Genomic DNA, 25014 nt, shown 5'->3' with positions numbered 1-25014 from the left:
CTGTAATTAAACTTGTGCTATGATTCATTGATGGCTAACCGAATAGCTTGCTCCACCGGCATATAGCCCGCTACAGCATCCCTGATAACTAACTCGCTTTGTAACAACAAAGGAGGTTGGGCCATAAATTTAGGCGTATGTCCTTTATGTGCCTGTCCTGCATGTACTAAAAAAGGGTGGCATAAATAAACTGTACCTGCCCGACCAACCGCCAACACTTCTTCCCGCCTGGGCAAGGTGTTCAACTTCTCTGTAAGCTCCAAAAAGGAAAGCCCCTTGTCGCCTTCCGGATATAAAAGCTTTGCCACATCGATATGTGACTTTTTATAGATGACCGTTGGAGCATCTGCTTCCGTTACATCCGAATATAAAATCAACATCAACAACGCGCGTCCTTTGGACTTTATATTAACACGCCATTTAAGATAATCAGCCGGGTCATCTCCAGGGAAGCTCGCATCTACGTGCAGACCCGTGTCGTTGGGCTGTTTATCTGAAGGAAACCTGATTGGGAATGTTCCCACACTACGACATGGTATCCATTTATTTTCACCTACTAAATCGTTAAATATGGAATGCAATCCGGGTGTGTTGACTGAATCTATAAATGGTTGTTGATTATACATGCCCAGGCGAATTACCGGTTCTGTCCAGGTTTCAGGGGCCAATTTTTTAAATGGAATATCCTGCCATAAGATATCTACTATGCCACTGGCAAGCGCCGGCGAAAATACATGGTCTATCCGAATGAATCCATCTGTAATAAATTGATCGATTTCCTGTTTGCTTAATATATCTGCCATGAAATTTATTTTAATGTTAGGTCCATAGCACAGCAATCCTGCTGCTGAGGACAAATAAAATTAACAGAGAAAAGTATGTGATAGGGTTAAATATGCCACTGGAATATGGCATATTGTCTGAGTATACGTCAGGAAGGTTTTATAACATCACAGTCATTGTCATGCCATTAAAATAGAAATTTTTTAACAAACATCCAAATCCATTCATCTTATCAATGCCAGCTTTTCTAAACAGCTATTCATCTCACCGGAGTACGGCTTTTGAGGCAAATGTAAAACAGGTTGGATCGATAGTGAAGTCGGAATGAGAGCGGGGCTGACCACAGCCCCGCATATAGTTTTCAGTTATTCTGTTCTAAGGCTTTTTACAGGGTTAGCGATGGCCGCTCTGATCGACTGGTAGCTGACCGTTAGTAACGTAATGAACACGGATAAGATGCCCGCTGCTGCAAATACCCACCAGGCAATGCTTACGCGGTAGGCATAACTTTCCAGCCATTTGTGCATTCCCCACCAGGCTAAAGGCGCTGCTATAAAGAAAGAAATGATCACGAGCTTTACGAAGTCTTTCGATAACAAGGCAGTGATATTGGCTACCGAAGCCCCCATGATTTTCCGCACCCCGATTTCTTTCACCCTGGTTTCTGCCATATAGGTGGTGAGCCCAAATAAACCCAAGCAGGAAATAAATACAGTCAGGCCGGCAAACAATCCGGCAAGCGTACCTTGCTGCTGTTCACTCTCAAATTTCCGGGCATACGCTGCATCCACAAATTTCGGTTCAAAAACAAAATCCGGGTTATATTTTTTGAAAATGCCGGCTGCTTTTTCGAGGTTGGCGGTGACGCTATGCTGACCATTCAGCTTTATTTGCATCACATTAAACGTTAAGAAACTGCTTTTTGCGCCACAGATTAATATAGGGCGGGTAGGCTCGTAGGGACTGGTGAGAATAAAATCCCTGATCACGCCTACAATATGATAATCTGTACCCAGGTCAGATACTATCTTGCCGATTGGGTCTTTAAACTTCATCACTTTCAGCGACGACTCATTTATAATTAGCCCCGTAGAGTCGGTAGGATATTTTTTCAGATCGAAATCGCGCCCTTGCACAAACTGCAGCCCGGCGGTGGCGCCAAGGGCTTCGTCGGCCATAAACCTATCGAAATCAGTACGATCGTTGGGATCTTTACCTTCCCACTGCTGGCCCCAGCCATCGCTCCACCTTTCTGTAAGTGGCGAATTGGTTTTAGTAACGGAAGTAGCAATGCCGGTACTTAGCAGCTCTTCCCGGATAGAAACATAATTTTTTGCGAGGTCGCCGGTCAGGGCATGATAAACCAGGCGATCGCGGTTATAACCTGTTTCCCGTTCGCGGGCATAGTCAATTTGCTGCTTTACGATAATGGTACAGATGATCAGCACAATGGCAAAAGAGAATTGCAGTACCACCAATGCTTTCCGGGGTGTTATCAGCGCATGTGTTCTTTTAAAGGTACCCTTTAACACTTTTACCGGCTGGAAAGAAGAAAGGAAGAAAGCCGGGTAACTGCCTGCCAGCAGGCCGGTGAAGAGGATAAAACCGAAAAAAGCGATCCACGTATAGGCGTTACTGATATCAATGAATAATTTTTTTGACGTGAATTGATTATAGGCCGGCAGGCTTAGCTGTACAATGAACAGCGCCACTATCCCTGCCAGGAATGCGAGGAATATAGATTCACCGATAAACTGGCCAATGAGCGACATCTTCTGGGCGCCTACCACTTTCCGGATACCGACCTCCCGGGCGCGTTTTTCACTGCGGGCAGTACTCAGGTTCATGAAATTGATACAGGCAATCAATAATATAAATCCTGCAATGATGCTGAAAAGTTTTACAAAGGTACTACGACCACCACCATCTTCCTGGCCGTTGGTGAAACTGGAATACAAACGCCAGCGGTCCAGCGGGTACATGAAGAGTTCCCAGTGGAGGGTTTTGGATTCGTCGTGGTAATGTTGCTTCAGGTCTTTTAGTTTATTAGCTACGGCGGTGAAGTTTGTATGGGGTTTGAGCAGCACATAGGTAGGGGTGCTGTTGTCGCCCCAGCCAAAATCCTGTCGGTCACTATTGGCTTTCAGATATTCCCAGGGAAGCAGGCACTCAAAATTGAATTTTGAATTGGAGGGCAGGTCTTTCAGGATGCCCGTTACGGTGAAATTATCCTTATTACCTATTTTCACCACTTTGCCCATGGCGGGTTCATTGCCAAACAGGCTTTTGGCAGCTGTTGCGGTGAGCACTACTGAATGTGGATCAGTAAGGGCCGTAGCAGCGTTGCCTTCCAACATAGGAAAGCTGAATATTTGCAGGAAGCCCGAATCTACTGCGCTACCTGTCTTCATCATTTTCCTGTCGCCGATTGTGAAGAGATAGTCGTTATTATAACTGGCTCTGGCTACCCGTTCTACTTCGGGCAGGTCTTTTTCAAGAATAGGTCCCAGCAAGGTGGAAGTACTGCCCCAGCATTGTACTTTACCATCGAGCGGTACCCGGTTCCACACCTCGTATATGCGGTCTTTATTGGTATGGAACTGGTCGTAACTCAGTTCGTGCTGTATCCAGAGTAGGATGAGGACGGCAGCTGCCATGCCGATAGCTAGTCCTGTGATATTGATGAAGGAGAAGCCTTTGTTGCGGAGCAGGCTGCGATAAGCCACCTTAAAAAAATTCCTGATCATAGCGGGTAGTTATTGCGAAACGAGGGCGCGAAGATAGTGCCAGATAGGAATAGCGTGGATGGGCGGGGGGATAGGGAGATAGAGAGAAGACATTTGTCCGTTTTCGGTACAAAAGCTGTCCGCTTTTGTACACGGCAACTATAAAAAAAGCTGCCTCAAAATTGCTTTTGAGACAGCCTGGCTAGGTTAAATACAGGACTGGGCTAGTTTTTAATCAGCTTCACGGAAGGTACCCGCCAGTATTGGTTGCCGGAGGTCATCGTGGCCAGTAGTCCCAGCGATACCTGGGTAGTTTGGCTGATGCTGAACGGGCATTCAATCGTGGCGTTTACATACCTGGAGGTAGGGAAAGCCGCCACCCCGGCGGCATTGGCCAGATCGGCGATATCGGGTAAGGTACTGCCGGCAGCAGCTACTACGTATACCGGGTCGAGGGCCTCAGTGTAGGTATTCACAACGAAAATATAATTTCCTGCAGGTAAGGTAACGGTCTGGTATATTTTCCCATTGATAATATTGGCAGTACCGCTCCAGCCGGATTCCATTACCAGCACGCCGCCGGCATCAGACGCATATCCCCCATACCCGGAGTGATTGATCACATTAGGTGTCGTGATCCAGGGCGCCGCCAGGGTACCCCATCTGCCGCCATCGAAAGTAGCGCGTACAAATGGCCCGGTATTACCCAGGTATAAGCTGGTTACATCGGCCTTAATGGGGTGGTTGCTGAAGTCCACGTAAAAGGTATCAATCGCAGTAGGATTGGGCAGATAAGCGGTACGGTAGCTGATGCCATTACCCGGTTTAAAGTTGGGTAATACCGTAGAAAAATTTGTTTGCACAGCTGGTATGATTGTATCATGCGGCGCCCCGGCATTATCGGTATACCTGATCTGTACATTTACAATGCCGGCGTCGGCATTTACATCTACCCAGTTAATCAGCGCAGAGCCATCGTTCTGTATGGCGGTATTGGTAATACCCCGGTTGATCAGCGCAGAAGCATACAATTCGCCATATACGTTAGCAGCGGTATTTACAGGGATAGATACATTTCCCAGGCTATCGTAAGTCCGTATCTCAAAATTCATCAGCCCTTCCGGCAAGCCAGGAATAAAGACCCGGGCGGTGTCTACGCCAGGGCTCCTTTTTACCGCAATTTCAGTGGAGTCCTGGCGGCTGTTCCAGAACACGCGGTATTTGGTGATTTTAGGATCGGAAGTAAACAGCCCGGTTATCAGGACCCGGCTCTTCCCGGAAAAGGCCTGTACAGAGTCCATCTTGCCGGGATAGGTAATCGCTCCGCCGGCCATGTATTTATCCCGGTAGGCGTCCATTTTGGTGCAGGCACTGACAGCCAGTACCAGTAATATCCATATGTAGGTATGTTGTTTCATGTACGTAAGGTTTGTATGACTAATTGCCCCACAGGGTAAACTCAGCGATGTTGATGAAGTAAGATCCCTGCCAGTTTGATAAGCTCCTGATACGGATATAACGGTAAGCGGTTTGTCCGGCCGGAAAGTCAAACTGCCAGCCGTCATACGCCAGTTTCTGATCTGCCGCTGTTTCCGTGGCATAGGGCGATCCTGATGGTTTTATCACGTGACAGGTGGTAAGCTTGATCCAGGTGCCATCCAGGTTACCATTCAGGTTAGGACTGTTGGATGCCCATATCTCAAAATCTTTTACATTACCTCTTATGTAGTAGTTGTTGCCGAGCTCCTTATAGGGGTTCACCTGCATACGGCTCAGGATATGCGCTTTACCCAGATCCAGCGTAACGGTTTGTGGACTGCCGGCTTGCTCCAATGTAAAGAGGCAGCGTGGCCATCCGGGGTGGAAGTCGCCATCGTAGATGTAAGGTACGTCGGTACGCCCCCCATTATTGAGGATGCCTGCGTCCTGAGGCAGCACGTAGTTACTCCATTCAGCCTTAGGCAGCATCTGCTCAAACAATGGTGTGAGCGAAACGCGCATCGTATCGGAGAAATTCATCCACCGGTCACGCACCACAAAGGCGTATTGCCGGGTCACAGCCGGCTGTTGCCTTACGGCGCTTTTAATAACCGGGTCGTTGCTGTATACGTTGTCCATACCTGCTGTCTGTACCCATTTGCCATTGCCGGCACTGTCTACCAGCGGAATAATGGCCAGGTTTTCCAGGGTAGGGTTATTACAGGTGAGATTGAAACCACCGAAGGTAGCCTGCACTGACAGCGATCTGAAAGCCAGATTGATAGCCGGCGTTAAAGGATTCACCGTAACGGCGACTGGTTCGGACGCTACTTCGCTGGCATTAACGGAGTAGAGTTTAATGGTATGTGCCAGCGTATCTCCGAAGCCCTCTACGGTGATGGAATTTACGTAGTGGGAAGCCTTGGCTTCTGCCGGATGTCCCGGGGAAGTTTCATATACCGCTTTGATATAGGAAAGGTCTGCATCTGACGGCAGCGAATAGGTGATCACCGCCTTTCCATTTTGATTGTTTACGCTGATACCAGTTACCAGGCCAGGTGCATGGGTGTTCGTGGTAACAGGTTTATTCAGGTCCTCCCTGTTGCAGGCAAATAGCAGGAACAACAAGCAGGTGATATATTGTAGGGCGACTAATTTTCTTGTTTTCACGACTTAATTTTTTAGTGATAAATACATCCTCCATCCATCATTACCAGTTGGGATTTTGTACCAGGTTAGGGTTAGCTAACAGGTCGCTTTCTTTGATCGGCCAGAGATAATCGCGGGGTGCAACAAAATGCCTGGACAGAAAGGATACTTCGCGGTAATACAAGTCTGCGGTTCTGCCACTCACTACCCATCCGGTGATATTGCCGCTCAGCTCCTGTGCGGCTGTTTTCCAGCGGAGCAGGTCCCAGTAACGGTGCCCTTCGAAGCAAAGCTCAATGGCTCTTTCCCGTTGAATGATTGCACGCATACCTTCTTTGGTGGTGTATTTAGTAGGATTGCGGCTATAGGTGGTCCAGGATGTTTGCACGCTTTGCAATCCTGCCCGGGCCCTGATCCTGTTCATGTAATCATATACATCTCCGCCGGGGCCCTGTACTTCGTTGAGTGCTTCGGCATAAAGGAGGTAAAGGTCGGCCAGCCGTATTTCGGGATAAGGATAGGGAGGATAGGTAACGGTGTTCCAGTCCATATGCCAGTTCACTACTTTTTTCATATAGAATCCGGCAATGGGTACGGGGGAAGACTGACTCAGTTCACTACCGCGGGCCATCAGCCAGAAGGTGTTTTCATCGCTTTTGGAGGGGCTGTTGGCCATGTACCATACGCCGCGGTCAAATCCCAGGTCGGCATAGTAGCGGGGCTCCCGGTCAAAATTCAGGCGGGCGGTGGTTTCTCCTTCGCGGATATTGAATCTTTCTGCATGGGTGGCTATGCGCAAAGCTGCGATGTTGGAAAAGTCAAGGGTTTTATCTTCATCAATCGGTACGCCGTTGCTGGTATAAAACATTTTGGCCATTTTGATGGTGGGTCCCAGCAATGGGTGGCCCCCGGTTTTGGAGGCTACTGCGTTGGCAAAGTCGAACTGACCGATGCCGCAACGTTGCAGGAAAGTACATCCCCAGCTAACGCCGCTGGTAGAGCCCCATACCAGCTCACTGTTCCATGGCTCGCTCATGGAATTGCGTATACTCATTTGCGTCATCGTGGTGGCGCTGAGAGGTACGGTTTGTTGGGGGAATACGTAAAGCTTAATACCTTGTGCCTCGCTCAGGTCGATAGCGGCTTTACAGGCATCGGCTGCCAGCTGCCATTTGGCGGCACTGAAGGCGGTATTGAACAACGGTACGCCATCTTTGCTTTTGAGTGACCCGAAATCGGAGTTGCCGTTAAACAGCGGGCTGGCGGCTGTTACGAGCAATTTGGCTTTCAGGCTTAGGGCCGCAGGTTTGGTAATACGTCCCAGCTCCGATGAAACATTGGTAATGCTTACCGGGAGGTTGGTGGCCGCATCATCGAGGAGGTGGCTGATATAGCTCACTACAGAATCTACCGGCTGGCGCTTGATGTACATGTCGTTGATCGGTGCGCTGATCGGCAGGTTTTTATCGATGATGGCAATAGGTCCGTAAGCGCGGAACATCAGGAAATGATAATAGGCTTTGAGAAATTTGGCCTCTGCGATCCAGCGGGTACGGGTATCTATGTCGAGATCTGCCACCTTGCCAGGGTTGCCTACATTTTCCAGGAAGATGTTACAATCCCTGATAGCCTGGTAGCAGGCCACGCCATCCCTGTTGCCGGTCATGTAGTTGGCAATAGGATCTGAAGTATTTTGATCTCCATAATCCAACCGCAATACATTGGTAGAACGTATATTATTGGTTGGATCCAGTACAAACACCTCATCGCTGGCAGAAAGGCCTACGTTATAGGTGGGATCGTAGTTGACGGGCATATAGGAATAGCAGGTGAACAGGTATTTTTCTGCTTCTGCTCTGGACGTAAAGGCATTGTCGATGGTGGCGATGTTGTCGGGTACTACATCCAGGAATGCCTTTTTACAGGACATTACCGATAGCAGGGCACCCAGCGAGCAAAGGAAGAGATATTTGCCGGTGCTATGTAAGTTGATATGTTTGTTCATGTGCGTCAGTCTTTGTTTTGAATGTTAAAAACCTACCATTACTCCCAGGTTATATACCTTCTGAACAGGATATCCCAGGCCGGAATCCCCCATTTCAGGGTCCCATAAATTAAAAGCGCTGATCTTAAAGAGATTCAGCCCATTCGCATAAATACGGCCGCTGGTCAGGCGTAATTTTTTTAACAGGTTGCCGGTGAGGTTATAACCGATTTCGGCCGATTTCATACGGAGAAAGGAACCGTCTCTTAACCACCAGGTGGAGGTTTGACTGTTGTTTTCCGAGATAATGGTGTTCAGCCGGGGCCAGAACGCGTAGGAGTTGCGGTTATCTTCTGACCAGTGACTGTCGGCAATGGCCTGCAGCAAGCCGTTCTGGTTACCGCCATTCAGGTAAAACGGCGTAGTGTTGGCGGAATTGATAATGAAAGAAGACCGCGCAGAGCCCTGGAAAAAGGTGCTCAGGTCGAAGTTTTTATACCCGATAGAGAAGCCGAAGCCATATATGATTTCCGGCGTATAGGGGTGACCGATAGGGACGTAATCGGCATTGGTAATTTTCCCGTCGCCATTAATGTCCCGGTATTTAATATCTCCCGCCATAATATTTCCATATTGCATAGGGGAGTTGTTTACTTCAGCCTGGTCTACAAACAGCTTTTCTGCGATCAGCCCGTATATCTGTCCCAGTGAGTTGCCTACCTTCGACAAGTTGCGGTTATTGTCGGCGTACTGTGGCTCTTCATTCACCAATAGTTTGCTTTTGGCGTAGGTAAAGGTGCCGCGACCCTGTATCCACAGGGAGTTGTTAAATGTTTTACGATAGTCGATTATCAGATCTACCCCCCTACTGGTAGCCTTACCCGCATTGGAGGAAATGTCGGCCCTCAATCCCATGGAAGTTGGCACCGTACTTCTTACCATCAGAATATTGCTGCGCTGTTGTTCATATGCATCTACGGTTAAGGTGAGGTTTTTGAAGATGGTTAAGTCCATCCCGATGTTGGTTTGTTTAGACATCTCCCAGGTAATATTCCTGTTTTCATACCGGCTGATGCCCACGGTAGGCCGGCTATAATTAAAATTGGTACCGAAATATCCGGCGTTGGCAGCATCCAGTTTTACGTTCGACAGGTAGAAAAAACGGTCGTTGGCATTACCAATCTGGTCGTTACCCACGAGGCCATAGGTAAAGCGGAACTTTAGCTGGTCAATAGTTTTAGCCAGCGGCTGAAAGAATTTTTCATTCGATGCAATCCATCCGCCACCTATGGAAGGGAAGAATCCAAACCGGTGATTGGCAGCAAATCTTTCAGATCCATTATAGCCGAAGTTGAATTCAAACAGGTAACGGTTGTCGTAACCATAGGTAAACCTTCCGGATACGCCCTGGTTCCTGGCGGGCAGTGACAGCTGCAGGGAAGGCGCGTTGCCGGTAAGAAAATTGCGGATGGTACCGATCAACATACCGCCTACAGCATGTTTTTCATTAAATATCCTCGAGTAGTTTACAGCTGCTTCTACGTAAGTAGTGGTGTTTACGTTTTTATCACCGGGCGAATAGGTGAGGTACTCGGTGGGAGTAGGGCCTATACTGCCTACGGCGCCATCGTTGATGAGGCTTAAGCCGGTGAATTTACCATCTATGGCATTGGTTTGATAATAATAAGGGCTGTATTGACGGGATACCGCAAAATCGGCATACCGTGTAGTATAGGCCATCATCCTGGCGGAGAGGCCCGGCGTAAGCGATTCCAGGTTTTGCCTTAAACTCAGTTGGGCCGTGAGGGTGCTGTTGTTGGAAGCCTGGAAGCCGGAAATAGATTGGGCGTAAGGATTTACGTACAGTCCTCCGCCACCGGGAATGAGCGCATTACCAAACAATGGATGTTTGGCATAGGGCATGAGTTCTGCAGGATATACCGCCGGAAATGCCACAGGATTGCTCCAGATGGCGTTGTAAAAGGTGCGTGCGCCGCCGCCGATGGGACCATTATAATCGTCGAACTGACCTTTAAGGCTCACCAGTGCTTCGGTAGATTTGGTAAGGTTTAAAGTGACGTTAGACAGGATAGAATAGGAGCGCAGTTTAATGTTATTGCTGAAATTATTGAGCGGATTTTCCTTCAATATACCGTTATCGATATTATAGGTCATAGCCAGGTAGTATTTGGCCCGCTCAGATCCTCCGCTGGCATTAATGTTATATCGTTGGTTATTGGTGTTGTCTTTAATGAGCTGTTGTATCCAGTTGTTGTTGGGGTACAGCAGCGGATCGTCGCCTGCGGCGGTGTGGTCAATTTTATTTTGGGAATAGGGAAGTACGCCCAGTGGATTACGGGTCAATACAGCTTCGTTGGCCAATTTCATATAGGTGATGTTATCGGCCAGCTTGAAGTTCTGAGTGTTGGCAGAGTTGGAACTTTCTGCGCGGAAGTTGAACCGCATTTTCCCCAGGTTACCTGTTTTGGTAGTAACGAGTATCACGCCGTTAGCACCCCTGGCGCCATAAAGGGAGGAAGCAGTCGCATCTTTCAATACCGAAAAGCCGGCAATATCATCGGGTTGCAGGCGGGCGAGATCCCTGGAAGAAGATTCGATGTTGTCGATCAGGATCAGCGGATCTACTTTTCCTGCTCCGAAGGTACCCACGCCCCTGACGAAGAACTGGGCATTGTCGGCGCCCGGCTCCCCACTACGCTGGTAGGAGATCACGCCGGGAATTCTACCGGCCATCATGGTGGTGAGGTTGCCGGTAGGCCCCTTGAGTTCTTTCGGCTCAATTGACGTGATGGAGCTGACCATGCTGATTTTTTTCTGGGTACCATAGGCCACCACTACTACGTCTTTGATAGTGTTGTCTTTGGCCGACAAAGATATTTCGTAGGCATTGATCCCGCTTTTTACAGGGACTTCCCGGGAAATATACCCCACATATTGTACAACTAATATGCTGTTGTCGTTAGACAGCTTCAGGGTAAAATGGCCGTCCTGGTCTGTTTTAGTCCCTGTGGTAGTGCCTTTCAGCATTACAGTAGCCATGGGCAGCGGTGTTTTATCATCCGACAGTACCACTCCGGATACCAGGTGTTCGGTGGGCGCTCCACGCAGTTTTATGCCGGCCGCCTTGCTTTCAGCGGCTGTTTTTTCTACCCGCTTGATTAAGATCACCTTCTTTTTCAGTTCATACGATAAGCTTTTTTCTTTTAGGATATCGTTCAGTACCGTGGTTACCCTGGCCCGGGTATAATCGAGCGGACCGGCTACCACTTCGCGTTTCAACAGATCGTCACTGTAAAAGAAAGTGAAGTCTGTTTGCTTTTCAATGGCCTGGAAAATGCTTTCCAGGGTCATGTTACTCCCCTTGATGGTAACAGTGGGGGCGGGGGAAACTGGTTGCTGGCCCCGTGTTAGGACAGAAAGAAAGAGCAAAAAAGTGAGCATAAAGTAACTCCTGCCGGCAAGACATCGCCTGGTAGTTTTCAGTAACGGGATACTTCTTTTCATTTTCCTGGTTTGGTTGACAGTAAATTGTAACGTGGTAATACCTACATGCCTTATTTTGAGTGGCACTACGATAAGACGACACAACTTGAAACCGGGTGAAGGAAAATGGGGCAAAAAAAATAATAATTGTCAAATTAACATTTTATCAAACAAACACCTTATATTTAACCACTGTATCCCAACAGATTAGCCACGTTATATAATTAAGCAGCCAAAAAAAGTATTTTTATGCCTGAGTATCCGGGAGATGAAGCTATACTTGCGTTATTAAAGACTGGGAATACCGGTGATGCGTTTGAATTTATATTTAAGAAATACTACCGGTTAATGTGGACGAGGGCTTACCTGGGCACGGGTGATGCTACCGACGCAGACGACCTGGTGCAATCTGTACTGAGCAGCATCTGGGAGCGGGCATTGTACCATAATATTAATGGCAGCTTAAAAAGTTACCTGCTGGTATCTGTGCGCAACCAGGTAAACGACTACCACAAAGTGAAGCAGCGGGCCCTGAAACGAATAGAGCGATATGCGGAGGTGGTAGGCCAGGACTACCATTTAGAGTCGAAGGAATCTGACCCGGAAGACCGGTGGAGGGCGCAGGAGCAGCTGCACCGGCAGTTGCACGAGCTGTTGGAAGAGTTACCGGCTCAGCGCCAGCGGGCATTTACCCTGGTATATATGCAGCAAAAAAAATATCATGAAGTAGCAGATAATATGGGTATCAGCGTTAACTCGCTCAAAACCCATCTGAAGATTGCGGTGAAGACGCTGCGTAATAAGCTGTTCCGGCCTATTGTTGAGTAAACGTTTTTATCACTGTTACCCTTTTATCTTTCAAGCTTTTCAAACCAATGATACCCGACCAGGAATATATAGAACAGTTAATGTTGGACAAATTGTCTGGAGATATTACTCCGGCAGATGACCAGCTGCTCCTGCAATTAATGGAAAAATACCCTGCGGTGGCCAGCCATTTTCACGGCCTGGAACAGCAGTTGCATCATCCGGATGCCCGGCAATACCTGGACACCCTGGATGAGGCAAAGTTATGGGAAGCGCGCAGGCACCTTTTTCAGGAAACACCAGTACGGGCTGTTCGCCGCCGGTGGCTGCCCCGCGCCGCAGCGATAGCTTTGATATTGATATCAGGCGGCGTGCTGGCCTATCTTTTCTACCCGGACCGTTCCGCTGCACCGGTGGCCCAAAATAATCAGCCGGCTGCGGAGCCGCGCATTGTTTTGCAACTGGCCAGTGGGGAAACCATCGACCTTTCCGATACTACCCAGGCCCCCCTGTTACATGTAGGCGCCGCACAGATGCATTTGTCGGCACAGGGGATGCAGTACGAAGCGCGGGTCAGTGATACCAGCACGGCCATGAACCGGTTGCAGGTGCCTGCTGGGAGAGATTATAAGCTCACCTTATCAGATAGCACCGAAGTATGGCTGAATGCCATGTCTGAAATCCGCTTCCCTGTAGCATTCAACAGCCGCAGCAGGGAAGTGTTTGTGAGCGGGGAAGCTTATTTTACCGTGAAGAAAGAATCCAACCGGCCTTTTATTGTGCATACCGGCCAGGTATCCGTTAATGTGCTGGGCACCACATTTAACGTGAACACCTATACGAATACGCATCCAAAAATTTCATTGGCCAGTGGTAAGGTGTCGTTGCAAAATACGGCCAGCAGGGAAACGGTGCAGTTAACTCCTGGTTATGAGGCAACCCTGAATATCCCCTCCGGCAAAGGATTCCAGGTAGGTGAGTTCAATCCCCGGAATACCCTCTCCTGGATGGAAGGGAAATATTATTTCAAAAACAGTTCCCTGAAAGAAATTGCCGCCGTGATCAAACGTCTCTTTGATACCAACGTGGTATTTAATACGCCCGGCGTAGAAAATGTAAGCATTACCGGCGTCCTGGTGAAGAAGGACGGGCTGATGGAATTTATGGATAATCTCTCCAAAACAACAGATGTCAGGTATCAGCTGACAGATGGGGTATTACATATTCTTTAATAAATAGTCATTATGACTATTATTTAGAAAAGCATAAAGCAAAAAGCTATTGTAGCGAATCATCTTTGCGAATACTAAAATCGCATTGGTTATTCGCTACAATAGCTTTTTGCTTTATGCCTTCGGCTTTCAGCTACTTAAAAATCGCATGTTTTAATCAGCCCATTCGCCAGCGTAATTTTTTTCGTTTCTCCATCTTCTTTTATCTCTACAAATTTCTCTAACCGCTGGGAGCGGGCTACTAGGTAGTCCTGGTCATAGTAATAATTCGTGATTTCCTGCACAGGGCCATTTTGCCAGGAATCGGAACCGGTATAGATCCTGGCAGTTTTGCGCTGGTTAAAGCTATGAATCAGCTGTATAAAATATTTACCTGGCTTCAGGCCTTCGAAGGCAAAGCGGCCATCGCTACCGCTGATAGCGGTAATAGCGTATTGGTTGGCTTCTTTCGACATATACACGCCGGTGTTTTTACCTTCTTTCTTTTCACGTAATTCATACCATTCTTCCAGGTAAGGGGTTACGGGAAGCAGCACTACTTTTACTCCGGCAGCACTGAATATCAGCCCATCTTTTTTCGTACAGGCGCGTCCTACAATCTTTGATAGGCCCCGGCCCAGCGCCGCTTCGGCCAGTTTGGGGTCGAAAGTGCCTTTAGGGTATATTTCTTTTCGGGTATTGACTGCTGTGGCCGATAACTTACCTCCGAGGTCGGCGTATTTCTTACGGTCTGCATTGGCCAACTTGTTATTGCCTGTTGCCTCGTAGGCATCGGCGCGGTTCAGGTAAGCCAGCATGTTTTTCGGATCGGCTTCAATAGCCCTGGTATAGTCGTTGATGGCCTCCGCGTATTGTTGTTTATCGTGATGCACCACGCCCCGGTTCAGGTAACCGTTGGAGGAGTGAGGATCGATGGCTATCACCTTATTGAAGTCTGCAAGGGCAGGGTCATATTGTTGTTTATTCAGGTAGATATTTCCCCGTTCCAGGTAGGCATCGGCATATTGAGGGTCCAGCGCAATGGCGCGGTTATACTCGTTGAAAGCAGAATCCACCTGCTCCCAGCGCTGGTAGATATTTCCGCGGCTCACGCGGTACGATGCTTTGTTGGGATCGAGCTTAATAGCCTGGGTATAATCGCTGAAAGCAAGGCTGGCTTTGTCCTGCATCAGGTATACATTTCCGCGGTTGCCATAGAGGGACGCATCATTGGGCGTCAGCATAAGTACCTTGGCGTAATCTGCCAGCGCCAAATCGTAGTTGCCTTTTTTCTTATACATCACCCCACGATTAAACAAGGCATCTACATCTTTGGGATCCAGTTCCACTGCCTTGGAGAAGTCGGCAATGGCTGCGTCGTATTGTTGTTGCTCATAGTAAATATTACCCCGCAAAAAATAGGGGCCTGCGTAAGCCGGGTTGATGCCAATTGCCTTGCCATACTCGGTGAGTGCGGCGTCTACCTGTTTGCGGTTTTCGTAGATACGGGCCCGCTTTACATAGCACAGGGCAAAGCGGGGATTCAGCTCCAGGGCTTTGGTATAGTCGGCCATGGCAGCTTCCTCTTTCTTCTGCACTTCGTATACTGAGCCACGGGCATAATATTCCAGGGCTGTTGAGGGAGCGGCCAGCAATTTTAGCGCTTTATCGTACGCTTTATTAGCTGCGGCGTCCTGGTGCTGGTTTTTCAGGTTGGCGCCTTCAAAGGCATAGTATACGCCATTGTTGGGACTCATTTTGATCGCTTTTTCCAGGTCAGATTGCGCACCTGTGAGGTCGTTTTCGGCGGCCAGGGCCCGGCCGTGAATGGCGTATGCAAGGCTGCTGTAAGGATTTGCACTCATAGCTGTTGTAGCCAGCATTTTTGCCTGTTTAAAATTTCCTTCGGTCAGCTGGGTTAACGCATTGCCTGCGGCGTCGTTACTTTGACCAAATACTGTTGACATAGCGCTGCAGAGCGCCAGGGCTACGACAAACCGGTTAACCATTGGTTTCATTCAAAAATTGAGTTTATAAAACTATATAAGTTGGTATTGGGTGGCAAAGATAGGGATAAATCAGAATGGATAAAAACAGGCCGCCACCGGATAGGCGGAGGCCTTATAACATGGATGTCGCACTAATTATTTAATCCGAGGAATTTAAAAGGTTTGCTGTCTATGAATGAGGCGATAGCATTACCGGCATATACTTCGTTTTTGGTAAGGGGTAATTTTTTTACCGGCGCATTGGGGGAAAAATCTACGTCTTTGAAATTTACCCAGAAGGTGTTGGGAGTAAGCGCTGATTCAAAATAATAGACCAGGTTTTTCTGGTCTGCTACTGTTCTCCAGCGCGTAGAAGAAATATTGGGTTGGTTGGGTGTAGTAATACCGAAAGGCACCGAACAGTTGCGTATCACGCTGAATACGCTGGCTACGGCCAGGTGTGCGTCGTTGGTTTTAGGGATCGCATTGATATAAAACCAGGCCCTCACAAAACGGTCGGCCGCGCGGTTAGTACCCGGCAGCATAACGGTGCCGCCTATTTGCTTCCAGTATTCATTCAGCGCCAGCTGTTGCTCAAAGATCGGGGAGTTGGTCATTACCACGTAAGCCGGGTCTTCGTGAATCACGAGCTTTCCATGGATGTACTCAAAAATGGCATTATCTCCGGTAGGATCAGAAATAGATAAATGTAACGTAGCCAGTCTCGGCTGTCCGGGCACATTGTCAGTAACCACATCAAACTTGTCGGCTTTCAGGGCAGCCACCACTTCTTTTACGGTCGTAAAGTTATCCAAAACATATTGCATCCAGATGGCTACCGACATTGCCGGGCGCTTGTGGTCCCATTGAGGATACTCCGATTCCGCCAGCCAGAGAATATTGGCTACCAGGCCCTTTTCATTCATACCGTCGGTGGTGGAAATATCATAGCCGGAAACAATTACGCTGCCATACTTCGAGGTCCACTTTACGGAGGCCGGGCCCACTTCGCCATTACGCTCCATGCCCCGGGGGAAAATCCACATATTGCTCAGGATATCGTCCGACCAGTCCATTGACCTGGCCGTCATCAAGATACCATCCAGGCCCTTATATACCACGCGGGTACAGGCCATCGCCATTCTTACAGTCAAGGGCGTTAACAGCAATACAAAGAGTAAAGAAAGTTGCTTATAGCGTTTCATAAGACCTATTTGAGGGTTAAATACTTTCTCAAACAAGCTACCTGCACAAAAGTTCAATGATTCAGTATAAGTGCCGGGTATGCATCAGCGCGCGGGCAAACCGGAGTGATAAATGCAGTATAAAGCGTAACCAGGAGGTACGATATATAGATGTTGACATGATTAATTATGGTTGTCGCAGGAAGGTAAAGATGATGTCCGCCACATAATCAGGCAGGCGGCCTTGTTTATCTGGTGCGCACACTTCGCCTGGAGCTCCACTGCAATGACCTGGTAACTTTTAGCAGCAGGGGCAGGATCCGGCTATAAGTACTCTGAATGGTGGAACCGCCGCCAGGTATTAATATCAGGAGAAAGCCGGCGCCATGCAGCTCGTAATACATTTTTAAGCCGTTGACAGTGGCATATTGACCGGTAGTGTGTTGAGCATTCATACGTGTAAAGATGGATGTTAACAGGATTAATATGAATAAAGAACGATTAATCATAAGGCATTGTTTTCGAACGTAAACTTACGCCAAAAAGCAGCCCTGGGGCGGGGCAAAAACGCCAATTTGAGGGAAGATTACGTCAATGTTTTTCGTGTGTCAGATATCCCATTTTCCGGGAAATGAAAAACGCTATACCGGTGACGCTCATACGAATTTATCCCACCACCCCCGGCAACCGTTTATTTAGTAACTTACGGGCCATATGGATCAGAAAGCAGACATTCTTAATTATCTTACCCGGTACTTCCCTACGCTGGACACTCAATTGCGGGATCACCTGTCGGCCGTAGGCCTGTTGAAAGAAGTAACCGCCGGTACAGTGCTCATGAAACAGGGGCAGTATATCAAGTATACCATGCTGGTGTTGGAAGGCCGTATCAAGTTGTACCGGGAGGGGGAGGAAGCGGGTGAGTTCTTTATGTATTACCTGGAGCCAGGCGATGCTTGTGCTATTTCTATGGTTTGTATTGCCTCCGGTAAATCCAGCGAGGTAATGGCCAAAGCAGTAGAGGATGCGGTAGTACTGATGATACCGGTACAACATATGGAAGCCCTGATGAAAGATTATAAAAGCTGGTACCAGTTTGTGATAGAATCTTATCGCCGGCGTTTTGAAGAGTTGCTGATGGTACTGGATAGCACCGTTTTTAAAAGCATGGATGAACGACTGCTCAACTATATCCGTGAGCAATCCAGGCAGTTACAGACCCGCGAGCTAAAGTTAACCCACCAGGAAATTGCTAATGACCTCAACTCCTCCCGGGAGGTGATTTCCCGCCTGTTAAAGAAAATGGAGCAGAAAGGTATGGTGAAATTATACCGGAGTTATATTGCTGTGTTGGCTGTGTAACCGTAGTCACCAACTTTGGCGGCCGCCCACCGTAATATTGCGGTATGGAAATGATAGGTTATATAGCGGCTGCCTTCATTGGCATTTCGCTGGGTTTAATTGGGGGAGGAGGATCTATTCTTACGTTACCGGTGCTGGTTTATCTGTTTGGTATCCCACCGGGCCTGGCCACGAGTTATTCCCTTTTTATTGTAGGCGCCACCAGCCTGATTGGCGCTGCAGGCAGCTTCAAACGTAAACAGGTAGATGTGCGGGTGGCCCTGTTGCTGGGTGTTCCAGCAATTGTCACTGTTTTTATTACCCGTCGCTTGCTCATACCGGCACTCCCTTTAAATTTATTTTATATTAGTGATGTTCCTGTTACGAGGGAACTGGCTACCATGTTGCTTTTTGCCGCACTAATGCTGACCGCCTCCGTGTTCATGATCCGCGGGCATCAGCCTGTGGCGGAAATACCCGCTGGGCCCATGAATGGTAGTAAGCAGGCGGCATTAGCAGGCTATGGTATTGGTATTGGCCTGGTAACGGGGTTACTGGGCGCCGGTGGCGGATTCCTCATCATCCCTGCCTTGATATTGCTCGCCAGGTTGCCCATGAAAAAGGCCGTAGGTACCTCTTTACTGATTATGACCCTCAGCACCAGTATCGGTTTTATGGGGGATGCGGCGTTGCCGGACATCCATTGGCCTTTATTACTGGCTATTACCGCTATCGCCGTGGCAGGTATTGTAGTGGGAGGAAAGCTGGCTACCCGGATAGGCAGCCAGCAGTTAAAAACTGCCTTTGGCTGGTTTGTATTGGCAATGGGCATTTATGTGATCGTACTGGAAACTGTATTCAAGTAAATATATTCTGTAACAAAAGTCACCAACCACCTGAAAGGAACCGCGCAATTTCGCACCGGCAAAAATACAACAGTAATGGATATATTTAATTTTGTAAAGCAACCCTGGCCCTGGTATGTGGCAGGGCCGTTAATTGGGCTTACAGTACCGGTATTGTTATTAATCGGCAATAAATCTTTTGGTATCAGCGCATCGTTGCGGCATATCTGTGCGGCCTGTGTACCCGCGAAAATTCCTTTCTTCCAATACAACTGGAAAAGCGAAAGCTGGAATCTCCTTTTCGTAGGGGGCATCCTGTTAGGTGGTATTGTAGCGGGAGCGTGGCTGTCCAACCCAGCGGCCATGACCATACACCCCGCCCTGGCGAAAGAGTTGGCGGGATATGGGATCACTAATTATCAATCCCTGGTGCCGGCAGAATTGTTTAACTGGCAGGCATTATTCACCGTACGGGGACTCCTTATGATGGCGGGAGGTGGATTCCTGGTAGGTTTTGGTACCCGCTATGCCGGCGGCTGTACGAGCGGACATGCAATCATGGGGTTGTCTACCCTGCAATGGCCCTCTCTGGTAGCCACCATCTGCTTTATGATAGGTGGATTGGTGATGGCCAACGTTTTTCTGCCCTGGATACTTGCACTTTAATGTTAATGAACCGTTTTATGTATAAATCGTTAAGTCAGTTAAAATATTTATTGGCCGGCCTGGTATTCGGCGTCATATTCGTAAAAGCGGAAGTGATCAGCTGGTTCCGCATCCAGGAAATGTTCCGGCTACAGTCGTTCCATATGTACGGCGTAATTGGCAGCGCCGTGCTGGTAGGTATGTTGTCGGTGTGGATGATAAAGCAATTCAATATTAAAACCATCCAGGGAGAAACTGTTACCTTTCAGTCCAGGAAGTTCAACCGGGGACAGATCTACGGCGGACTCATATTTGGCTTGGGCTGGGCCATCACGGGTGCTTGCCCGGGCCCGTTGTTCGCACAGATAGGTACCGGTGCTACGGTGATCGTTATTACCTTGCTGAGCGCTATTGCCGGCACCTGGGTATATGGAAAGTTTCGCGAAAAATTACCTCATTAAATACTATAGATATGGATATTCAACAATTTGAAGATAAAGGGCTGGCACATTACTCTTATGCCATTTACAGCGAGCAAACCAATGAAATCGTATTGATAGATCCGGCCCGGGATATAATCCCCTACCTCGGTTACGCAGCCCAACAGAAGGCGAAGATTGTAGGGGTGATTGAAACGCATCCTCATGCTGATTTTGTGAGCAGCCATCTCGAGTTACAGGATACCACCGGTGCCGCCATTTACTGTTCCCGCCTGGTAGGTGCGGGATACCCGTATACCGGTTTTGATGACGGAGACGAAATATTGTTGGGAGATATCACCCTCCGGGCGCTGAATACGCCCGGCCACTCGCCGGATAGCATCAGCATCGTATTGGCCTATAAGGGGCAGGACAGTGCTGTTTTTACAGGAGATACTTTATTTATCGGTGACTGTGGCCGTCCTGATCTGCGCGAAAAGGCCGGTAATATTACAGCTGGCAGGGAGGAGCTGGCGAAACAGATGTATCATTCTCTCCGGGAAAAATTAATGGTGCTGGCCGACGATGTCCTGGTATACCCGGCACATGGCGCAGGTACGCTCTGTGGAAAATCGCTCAGCGATGCCGATAGCAGTACCATTGCAGCCGAAAAGGTGAGCAACTGGAGCCTGGGAGATTATACTGAAGCGGAATTTGTTAAAGAGCTATTGTCGCAACAGCCTTTCATCCCAAAATATTTTCCTTACGACGTATCGCTGAACAGGAGCGGGGCGCCGGCGTTGCAGGCGCAATTAAATAAGGTACCGGTGATCGCCTCCGGGGAGCCGGTTTTTGAACCTGGTGTATTGATCATCGATACCCGTCCTGAAGCGATATTTAAACAGGGGCATGCCTCGCTGGCAGTCAACCTGCAGGATGGCGGTAAGTTCGAAACCTGGCTGGGCAGCATTGTAGGGCCGGGAGAACGCTATTACCTGCTGGCGGCTGGTACGGAGCAGTTACAGCAAGTGATCCGCAAAGCGGCTAAGATCGGGTACGAGGTGAATATTAAAGCAGCCGTCGTATATAACGGGGGAACAGTAACAGTGAAACAGATGCCGCTGGCCGATTTTACCGCGCATCCCGGTCAATATACCATCGTGGATGTACGGATGGCGGGTGAGGCAGCTACTTCCCCCGTGTTCAGCAACGCCCTCGTGCTGCCGCTGGACCAGCTGCGGGAACGTATCACAGACATCCCTGTCGATAAGCCTATTGTAGTGCATTGTGCCGGTGGCTACCGGAGTGCGGCAGCCAGTAGCATTGTAGCTGCTGCCGTGCAGGGTAAAACGGCTGTGTATGACCTGGGAGAATCGGTGAAAACGTTCCTGCCTTAGCGGTGTTAGCCGTTAATGAAAGATGTTAGTATACCTGACTAATAAAAGAATAGCTGTAAATTCGGGTTATTACTTCACCAGTAAAAACTTGTATTATGTTCGGTAACACAAAAGCATTCAGCGGGTTTTCTGTGAATGACCTGGAGAAAGCCAGGGCATTTTATCAGGATCAACTGGGACTGGAAACAGAAGCATTGGGTGAGCATATGTTCACGCTCAAATTGGCAGGAGGTACCTCCATCCTGGTGTATGCTAAACCTAATCATGTGCCGGCTACCTTTACGATCCTTAATTTCCAGGTAAGTAATGTAGAAGAGGTAGTAGATAAGTTGTCGGCGAAGGGGATAAAATTTTTACAGTACACCGGTCCCATTGCCACCGATGCCAGGGGTATTCACCGCGCTGGCGTAGAAGGGCCTACAGTGGCTTGGTTTACTGATCCTGCTGGCAATATACTTTCCGTAGTAGAGGGAAAATAAATGATAGCACTGCTAACCATGCCGATGCCTAATTTAGGCATCGGCATGGTTGTTTAAGAATATTTTATATTTTCGGCACGCTGATAAAGTGAATGTATACTGTTTGTAGCATGCCCATTACCATACTTATTGAAACCTGACTGTTAATGGAAATAACATGCCCCCAGATTGTTATTCGTCACCTATCTGTTGCTTCTATAATCCATTTTTAAACAACATCAAACGACAAAAAATGAAGAAGACCATTTTGTTTGCTGCCCCGATTGCAGCCGCACTGGCATTTAGCGCCTGTGGTGCTGAAGGTAAAAAAACTGGTGGCGATAGTACCGCTACCCAGTCGGCTGCACCTGTATCCGCATCTGTTAAAGACGAAAAACTGAGTGGATTTATGCTCGGAGGTATCTATTTTATCAATGGCTATGGCGGTGTGGATGCGGTGAATAAAATGATTAACAGTACGGATAAAGCAGCAATTGTAGACAGCTATAAACAGATACTGGAGTTTCCTTTCAAACCTGATGATGCTGCGGGCGCACAGGACATGCTCCGGGAAGGATGGGATATCCGCGATAAAGAAAGCCTGGTAAAAACGCTGGATAAGTTAACTCAGGGCGATCCTAAAAATACCCATCGTGCCTGGGATTATGCCCGCCTGGTGAACAATGCCTGCATGGGTTATGCCGCCGGTTATATTACCCGGGGAGAAGCGGAAAAATATATCGCGGCTGCTTTGCCACTGGCGCGAAGGGATTTCAAAACCTGGGACGATTACTTCGCCGACTGGCTGGAAGGCCGCAAGACGTGGGGTGGTGATCAGGAAAATAATAAGACGTATGAAGATCTCGCTAAAACCATTACCAGGGGAGAAAACAGTATTTACCAGATACAACCGCTTAACTAAGCCATTTTTTATCTTTTAAAAGTGGCAGTACCACCTTGTATAGTTTTTCCTATTTTTGCCGGCTAAATAAGGAAAATATTTATGGCTACCAAGATTACGGTTAACAACAACGGCTCCCTGAAAGTAGAGGGAGATTTTCAGATTGTAGATAAAGACGGCAATGCGTATGACCTGGGAGGTCGCGAAGTGGTGAGTATCTGCCGCTGCGGACGTTCTGCCAACAAGCCTTTCTGTGATGGTTCGCATAAAGGACATTTTGAGCATGAAGCCGTGGCTTTTGCGCTTCCTCCTAAAAAACAATAGGATCAACTTATTTTCAGGGGCATCATATCACAACAGATATGATGCCTTTTTTATTTCCCGCTGCTCTATCTGATATGGTCTAAATTGACAAAATTGTACCTGTTTTTGTACCATAATTAATTGCACTTTTGTACCTCACATTTACAGGAGCCATGAACATACCTTATTTCCAGGTAGATGCCTTTACCCGTGTACCTTTTAAAGGTAATCCCGCTGGTATTTGCCTGTTGGAAGCCATGCCGGACGACACATTACTAACGGCTATCGCTGCAGAAAATAACCTGTCGGAAACAGCCTTCCTGTTGCCGGAAGGCGCAGGCTATCGCCTGCGCTGGTTTTCACCGCTGGTAGAAATTCCGCTTTGTGGGCATGCTACGCTGGCCAGCGCGCATATGCTATGGGAAAATGGGCTGGCGCTGCAGGGTGCGCCTATTTCCTTTTATACGTTGAGCGGCACGCTTACAGCATACCAGGAAGATGGATGGATAGTACTTGATTTCCCTGCCAGGAGCCATGAACCGGCTACATTGCCGGATGCATTAAAGCCTTTGTTTAAAGAGGCGGTACAGGTAACGTATAGTGTTGACCGTTATATCGTAGAACTTCCCTCCGGCGGAGCGGTGGCTACCTTTGTGCCGGATCCTGCTATTTTACGGTCTTACCGCTGCATTATTACCGGCAAGGCAGATGCGGCTACTCCCTATGATTTTATTTCCCGTTATTTTGCCGGACCTGTTGGGGTAGATGAAGACCCGGTTACCGGGTCGGCTCATTGCAGCCTGGCGTCCTACTGGGCGGAGCGGTTGCACAAAAATGAATTCCTCGCCTGGCAGGCTTCAAAGCGGGGCGGCGAGCTGAAAGTAACACTCCGGGGCGACCGGGTGCTGTTGAAAGGAGAAGCCGTTACCGTCCTGAAAGGCCAGTTCAGTATTTGATAAATCTATAATTTCCATATCATGAATCAGTATACCTTATTTAAGTCACTGCACGGGCAAGATACCCCGTTGTTACTCGGCAATGCCTGGAATGTATCCAGCGCCCGTGTTTTACAGGACAGCGGTATTATGGCTATCGGCACCTCCAGTTCTGCAATTGCAGATACGCTGGGATATGAAGACGGAGAACAGATATCCTTCGACGAGTTATTTTTTGTCATAGAGAAGATATCTCGCCACGTGCGTGTGCCGTTATCGGCCGACATAGAACGGGGCTACAGCGCAGACCAGGCGCAGGTAGTGAAGCATCTCGAACGGCTGCACGATATCGGGGTAGTGGGTATTAACCTGGAAGACTCTATGGTGGGCGATAGCCGCGTATTGGAGCCACTGGACTTATTTTGCCGCAGATTGGAGTTTATCCGGAACGAGCTTTCCCGGAAAAATATCGACCTGTTTATCAATGCCCGTACAGACGCCTATTTACTGAATGTTCCCAACCGATTGCAAGAAACGTTGCTGCGGATGAAAGCCATTGAAAACGCAGGCGCCGATGGAATCTTTGTTCCCTTTATACACGATCTGGCCGACATACGCGAGGTGACCGCCGCCACTACGTTGCCGGTAAATGTATTATCTATGCCGGGGTTACCGTCTTTCGATACATTGCAGGAAGCCGGTGTTAAAAGAATCAGTATGGGTGGCAGCGCTTACCGCGCAGCAAATAACTGCTTGAAAAATGTAATCGGGAAAATCGTAGAACAGGGGTCATTCGCCAACATATAAGCAGCTGGATCTATTTTAATACCCAGTAGCCCAAAGCAAGCCATAGCAGCCCTTTCAGCAGGAAAAAAAGAAAGCCCCAGAAGCCCACTCTTTTTATCCATTTAATGATTTTTGCTTTCCTGGTGTTATCGGTGTTCATAGTATATCA

The 25014-nt window shown here is 48.3% G+C and carries 22 protein-coding genes; 12 read left to right on the top strand and 10 right to left on the bottom strand.

The window, feature by feature from the left end; all coding sequences use genetic code 11:
• Nucleotides 1-17: 17 nt before the first annotated feature.
• The 6 genes from HGH90_RS00295 to HGH90_RS00270 form a co-directional block, all read right to left on the bottom strand.
• Complete coding sequence (locus HGH90_RS00295; protein WP_169190075.1) at nucleotides 18-803, bottom strand: phytanoyl-CoA dioxygenase; 786 nt, start codon at nucleotides 801-803, stop codon at nucleotides 18-20.
• 345 nt (nucleotides 804-1148) lie between these two features.
• The gene (locus HGH90_RS00290; protein ID WP_169190074.1) at nucleotides 1149-3530 is read right to left on the bottom strand and encodes an ABC transporter permease; all 2382 of its coding nucleotides are present in this window, start codon (nucleotides 3528-3530) and stop codon (nucleotides 1149-1151) included.
• 203 nt (nucleotides 3531-3733) lie between these two features.
• Nucleotides 3734-4927 carry a DUF4998 domain-containing protein gene (locus HGH90_RS00285; RefSeq protein WP_169190073.1) on the bottom strand — a complete coding sequence of 398 codons (1194 nt, stop codon included), beginning with the start codon at nucleotides 4925-4927 and terminating at the stop codon, nucleotides 3734-3736.
• A 19-nt stretch (nucleotides 4928-4946) separates the two neighbouring features.
• A complete protein-coding gene (locus tag HGH90_RS00280) occupies nucleotides 4947-6158 on the bottom strand; it encodes a DUF5000 domain-containing lipoprotein (protein ID WP_168765514.1) in 1212 nt (403 codons plus the stop codon).
• A 40-nt stretch (nucleotides 6159-6198) separates the two neighbouring features.
• The gene (locus HGH90_RS00275; RefSeq protein ID WP_169190072.1) at nucleotides 6199-8142 is read right to left on the bottom strand and encodes a RagB/SusD family nutrient uptake outer membrane protein; all 1944 of its coding nucleotides are present in this window, start codon (nucleotides 8140-8142) and stop codon (nucleotides 6199-6201) included.
• 24 nt (nucleotides 8143-8166) lie between these two features.
• A complete protein-coding gene (locus HGH90_RS00270; RefSeq protein WP_248276949.1) occupies nucleotides 8167-11646 on the bottom strand; it encodes a SusC/RagA family TonB-linked outer membrane protein in 3480 nt (1159 codons plus the stop codon).
• A gap of 228 nt (nucleotides 11647-11874) precedes the next feature.
• Between HGH90_RS00270 and HGH90_RS00265 the strand changes: the two genes are divergently transcribed.
• Both HGH90_RS00265 and HGH90_RS00260 read left to right on the top strand, forming a co-directional pair.
• On the top strand, nucleotides 11875-12453 hold the full coding sequence (locus HGH90_RS00265) for an RNA polymerase sigma factor (RefSeq protein WP_168765512.1): 579 nt from the start codon (nucleotides 11875-11877) through the stop codon (nucleotides 12451-12453).
• Nucleotides 12454-12500: 47 nt separating this feature from the next.
• Nucleotides 12501-13664 carry a FecR domain-containing protein gene (locus tag HGH90_RS00260; RefSeq protein WP_169190071.1) on the top strand — a complete coding sequence of 388 codons (1164 nt, stop codon included), beginning with the start codon at nucleotides 12501-12503 and terminating at the stop codon, nucleotides 13662-13664.
• A gap of 137 nt (nucleotides 13665-13801) precedes the next feature.
• Here HGH90_RS00260 and HGH90_RS00255 read toward each other — a convergent pair whose 3' ends face one another.
• The 3 genes from HGH90_RS00255 to HGH90_RS00245 form a co-directional block, all read right to left on the bottom strand.
• Nucleotides 13802-15661: a tetratricopeptide repeat protein gene (locus HGH90_RS00255; protein ID WP_169190070.1), complete on the bottom strand. Its 1860-nt coding sequence runs from the start codon at nucleotides 15659-15661 to the stop codon at nucleotides 13802-13804.
• A 122-nt stretch (nucleotides 15662-15783) separates the two neighbouring features.
• Nucleotides 15784-16836, bottom strand: coding sequence for a linear amide C-N hydrolase (locus HGH90_RS00250; protein WP_169190069.1), 1053 nt, complete (start codon nucleotides 16834-16836; stop codon nucleotides 15784-15786).
• A 227-nt stretch (nucleotides 16837-17063) separates the two neighbouring features.
• The gene (locus HGH90_RS00245) at nucleotides 17064-17270 is read right to left on the bottom strand and encodes an alpha/beta fold hydrolase (RefSeq protein WP_169190068.1); all 207 of its coding nucleotides are present in this window, start codon (nucleotides 17268-17270) and stop codon (nucleotides 17064-17066) included.
• Between the two features lie 259 nt (nucleotides 17271-17529).
• Here HGH90_RS00245 and HGH90_RS00240 point away from each other — a divergent pair, with 259 nt between their 5' ends.
• The 10 genes from HGH90_RS00240 to HGH90_RS00195 all read left to right on the top strand — a co-directional run bounded on the left by HGH90_RS00240 (nucleotide 17530) and on the right by HGH90_RS00195 (nucleotide 24866).
• Nucleotides 17530-18177, top strand: coding sequence for a Crp/Fnr family transcriptional regulator (locus HGH90_RS00240; RefSeq protein ID WP_168765507.1), 648 nt, complete (start codon nucleotides 17530-17532; stop codon nucleotides 18175-18177).
• A 44-nt stretch (nucleotides 18178-18221) separates the two neighbouring features.
• Nucleotides 18222-19022 carry a sulfite exporter TauE/SafE family protein gene (locus HGH90_RS00235; RefSeq protein ID WP_169190067.1) on the top strand — a complete coding sequence of 267 codons (801 nt, stop codon included), beginning with the start codon at nucleotides 18222-18224 and terminating at the stop codon, nucleotides 19020-19022.
• A gap of 75 nt (nucleotides 19023-19097) precedes the next feature.
• On the top strand, nucleotides 19098-19667 hold the full coding sequence (locus HGH90_RS00230; protein ID WP_211172560.1) for a YeeE/YedE thiosulfate transporter family protein: 570 nt from the start codon (nucleotides 19098-19100) through the stop codon (nucleotides 19665-19667).
• Nucleotides 19668-19684: 17 nt separating this feature from the next.
• The gene (locus HGH90_RS00225; RefSeq protein ID WP_247679950.1) at nucleotides 19685-20107 is read left to right on the top strand and encodes a DUF6691 family protein; all 423 of its coding nucleotides are present in this window, start codon (nucleotides 19685-19687) and stop codon (nucleotides 20105-20107) included.
• Between the two features lie 11 nt (nucleotides 20108-20118).
• Nucleotides 20119-21462 carry an MBL fold metallo-hydrolase gene (locus tag HGH90_RS00220; protein ID WP_169190066.1) on the top strand — a complete coding sequence of 448 codons (1344 nt, stop codon included), beginning with the start codon at nucleotides 20119-20121 and terminating at the stop codon, nucleotides 21460-21462.
• A gap of 95 nt (nucleotides 21463-21557) precedes the next feature.
• The gene (locus HGH90_RS00215; protein WP_169190065.1) at nucleotides 21558-21941 is read left to right on the top strand and encodes a VOC family protein; all 384 of its coding nucleotides are present in this window, start codon (nucleotides 21558-21560) and stop codon (nucleotides 21939-21941) included.
• A 232-nt stretch (nucleotides 21942-22173) separates the two neighbouring features.
• Nucleotides 22174-22842: a DUF1266 domain-containing protein gene (locus HGH90_RS00210; RefSeq protein WP_168765502.1), complete on the top strand. Its 669-nt coding sequence runs from the start codon at nucleotides 22174-22176 to the stop codon at nucleotides 22840-22842.
• A gap of 81 nt (nucleotides 22843-22923) precedes the next feature.
• The gene (locus tag HGH90_RS00205) at nucleotides 22924-23145 is read left to right on the top strand and encodes a CDGSH iron-sulfur domain-containing protein (RefSeq protein WP_145673430.1); all 222 of its coding nucleotides are present in this window, start codon (nucleotides 22924-22926) and stop codon (nucleotides 23143-23145) included.
• A gap of 152 nt (nucleotides 23146-23297) precedes the next feature.
• Nucleotides 23298-24080, top strand: a complete 783-nt coding sequence (locus HGH90_RS00200; protein ID WP_169190064.1) for a PhzF family phenazine biosynthesis protein — start codon at nucleotides 23298-23300, stop codon at nucleotides 24078-24080.
• A gap of 21 nt (nucleotides 24081-24101) precedes the next feature.
• The gene (locus HGH90_RS00195) at nucleotides 24102-24866 is read left to right on the top strand and encodes an isocitrate lyase/phosphoenolpyruvate mutase family protein (protein ID WP_169190063.1); all 765 of its coding nucleotides are present in this window, start codon (nucleotides 24102-24104) and stop codon (nucleotides 24864-24866) included.
• 10 nt (nucleotides 24867-24876) lie between these two features.
• Here the strand turns inward: HGH90_RS00195 and HGH90_RS00190 are convergent, their stop codons facing one another.
• On the bottom strand, nucleotides 24877-25005 hold the full coding sequence (locus tag HGH90_RS00190) for an alanyl-tRNA synthetase (protein ID WP_145673435.1): 129 nt from the start codon (nucleotides 25003-25005) through the stop codon (nucleotides 24877-24879).
• Nucleotides 25006-25014: the final 9 nt, after the last annotated feature.

It is taken from the genome of Chitinophaga sp. Ak27 (assembly GCF_012726295.1).
Lineage (GTDB): Bacteria > Bacteroidota > Bacteroidia > Chitinophagales > Chitinophagaceae > Chitinophaga.
The sequence above is the reverse complement of the archived record's forward strand: the minus strand, read 5'-3'. Positions and strand labels throughout refer to the sequence as shown.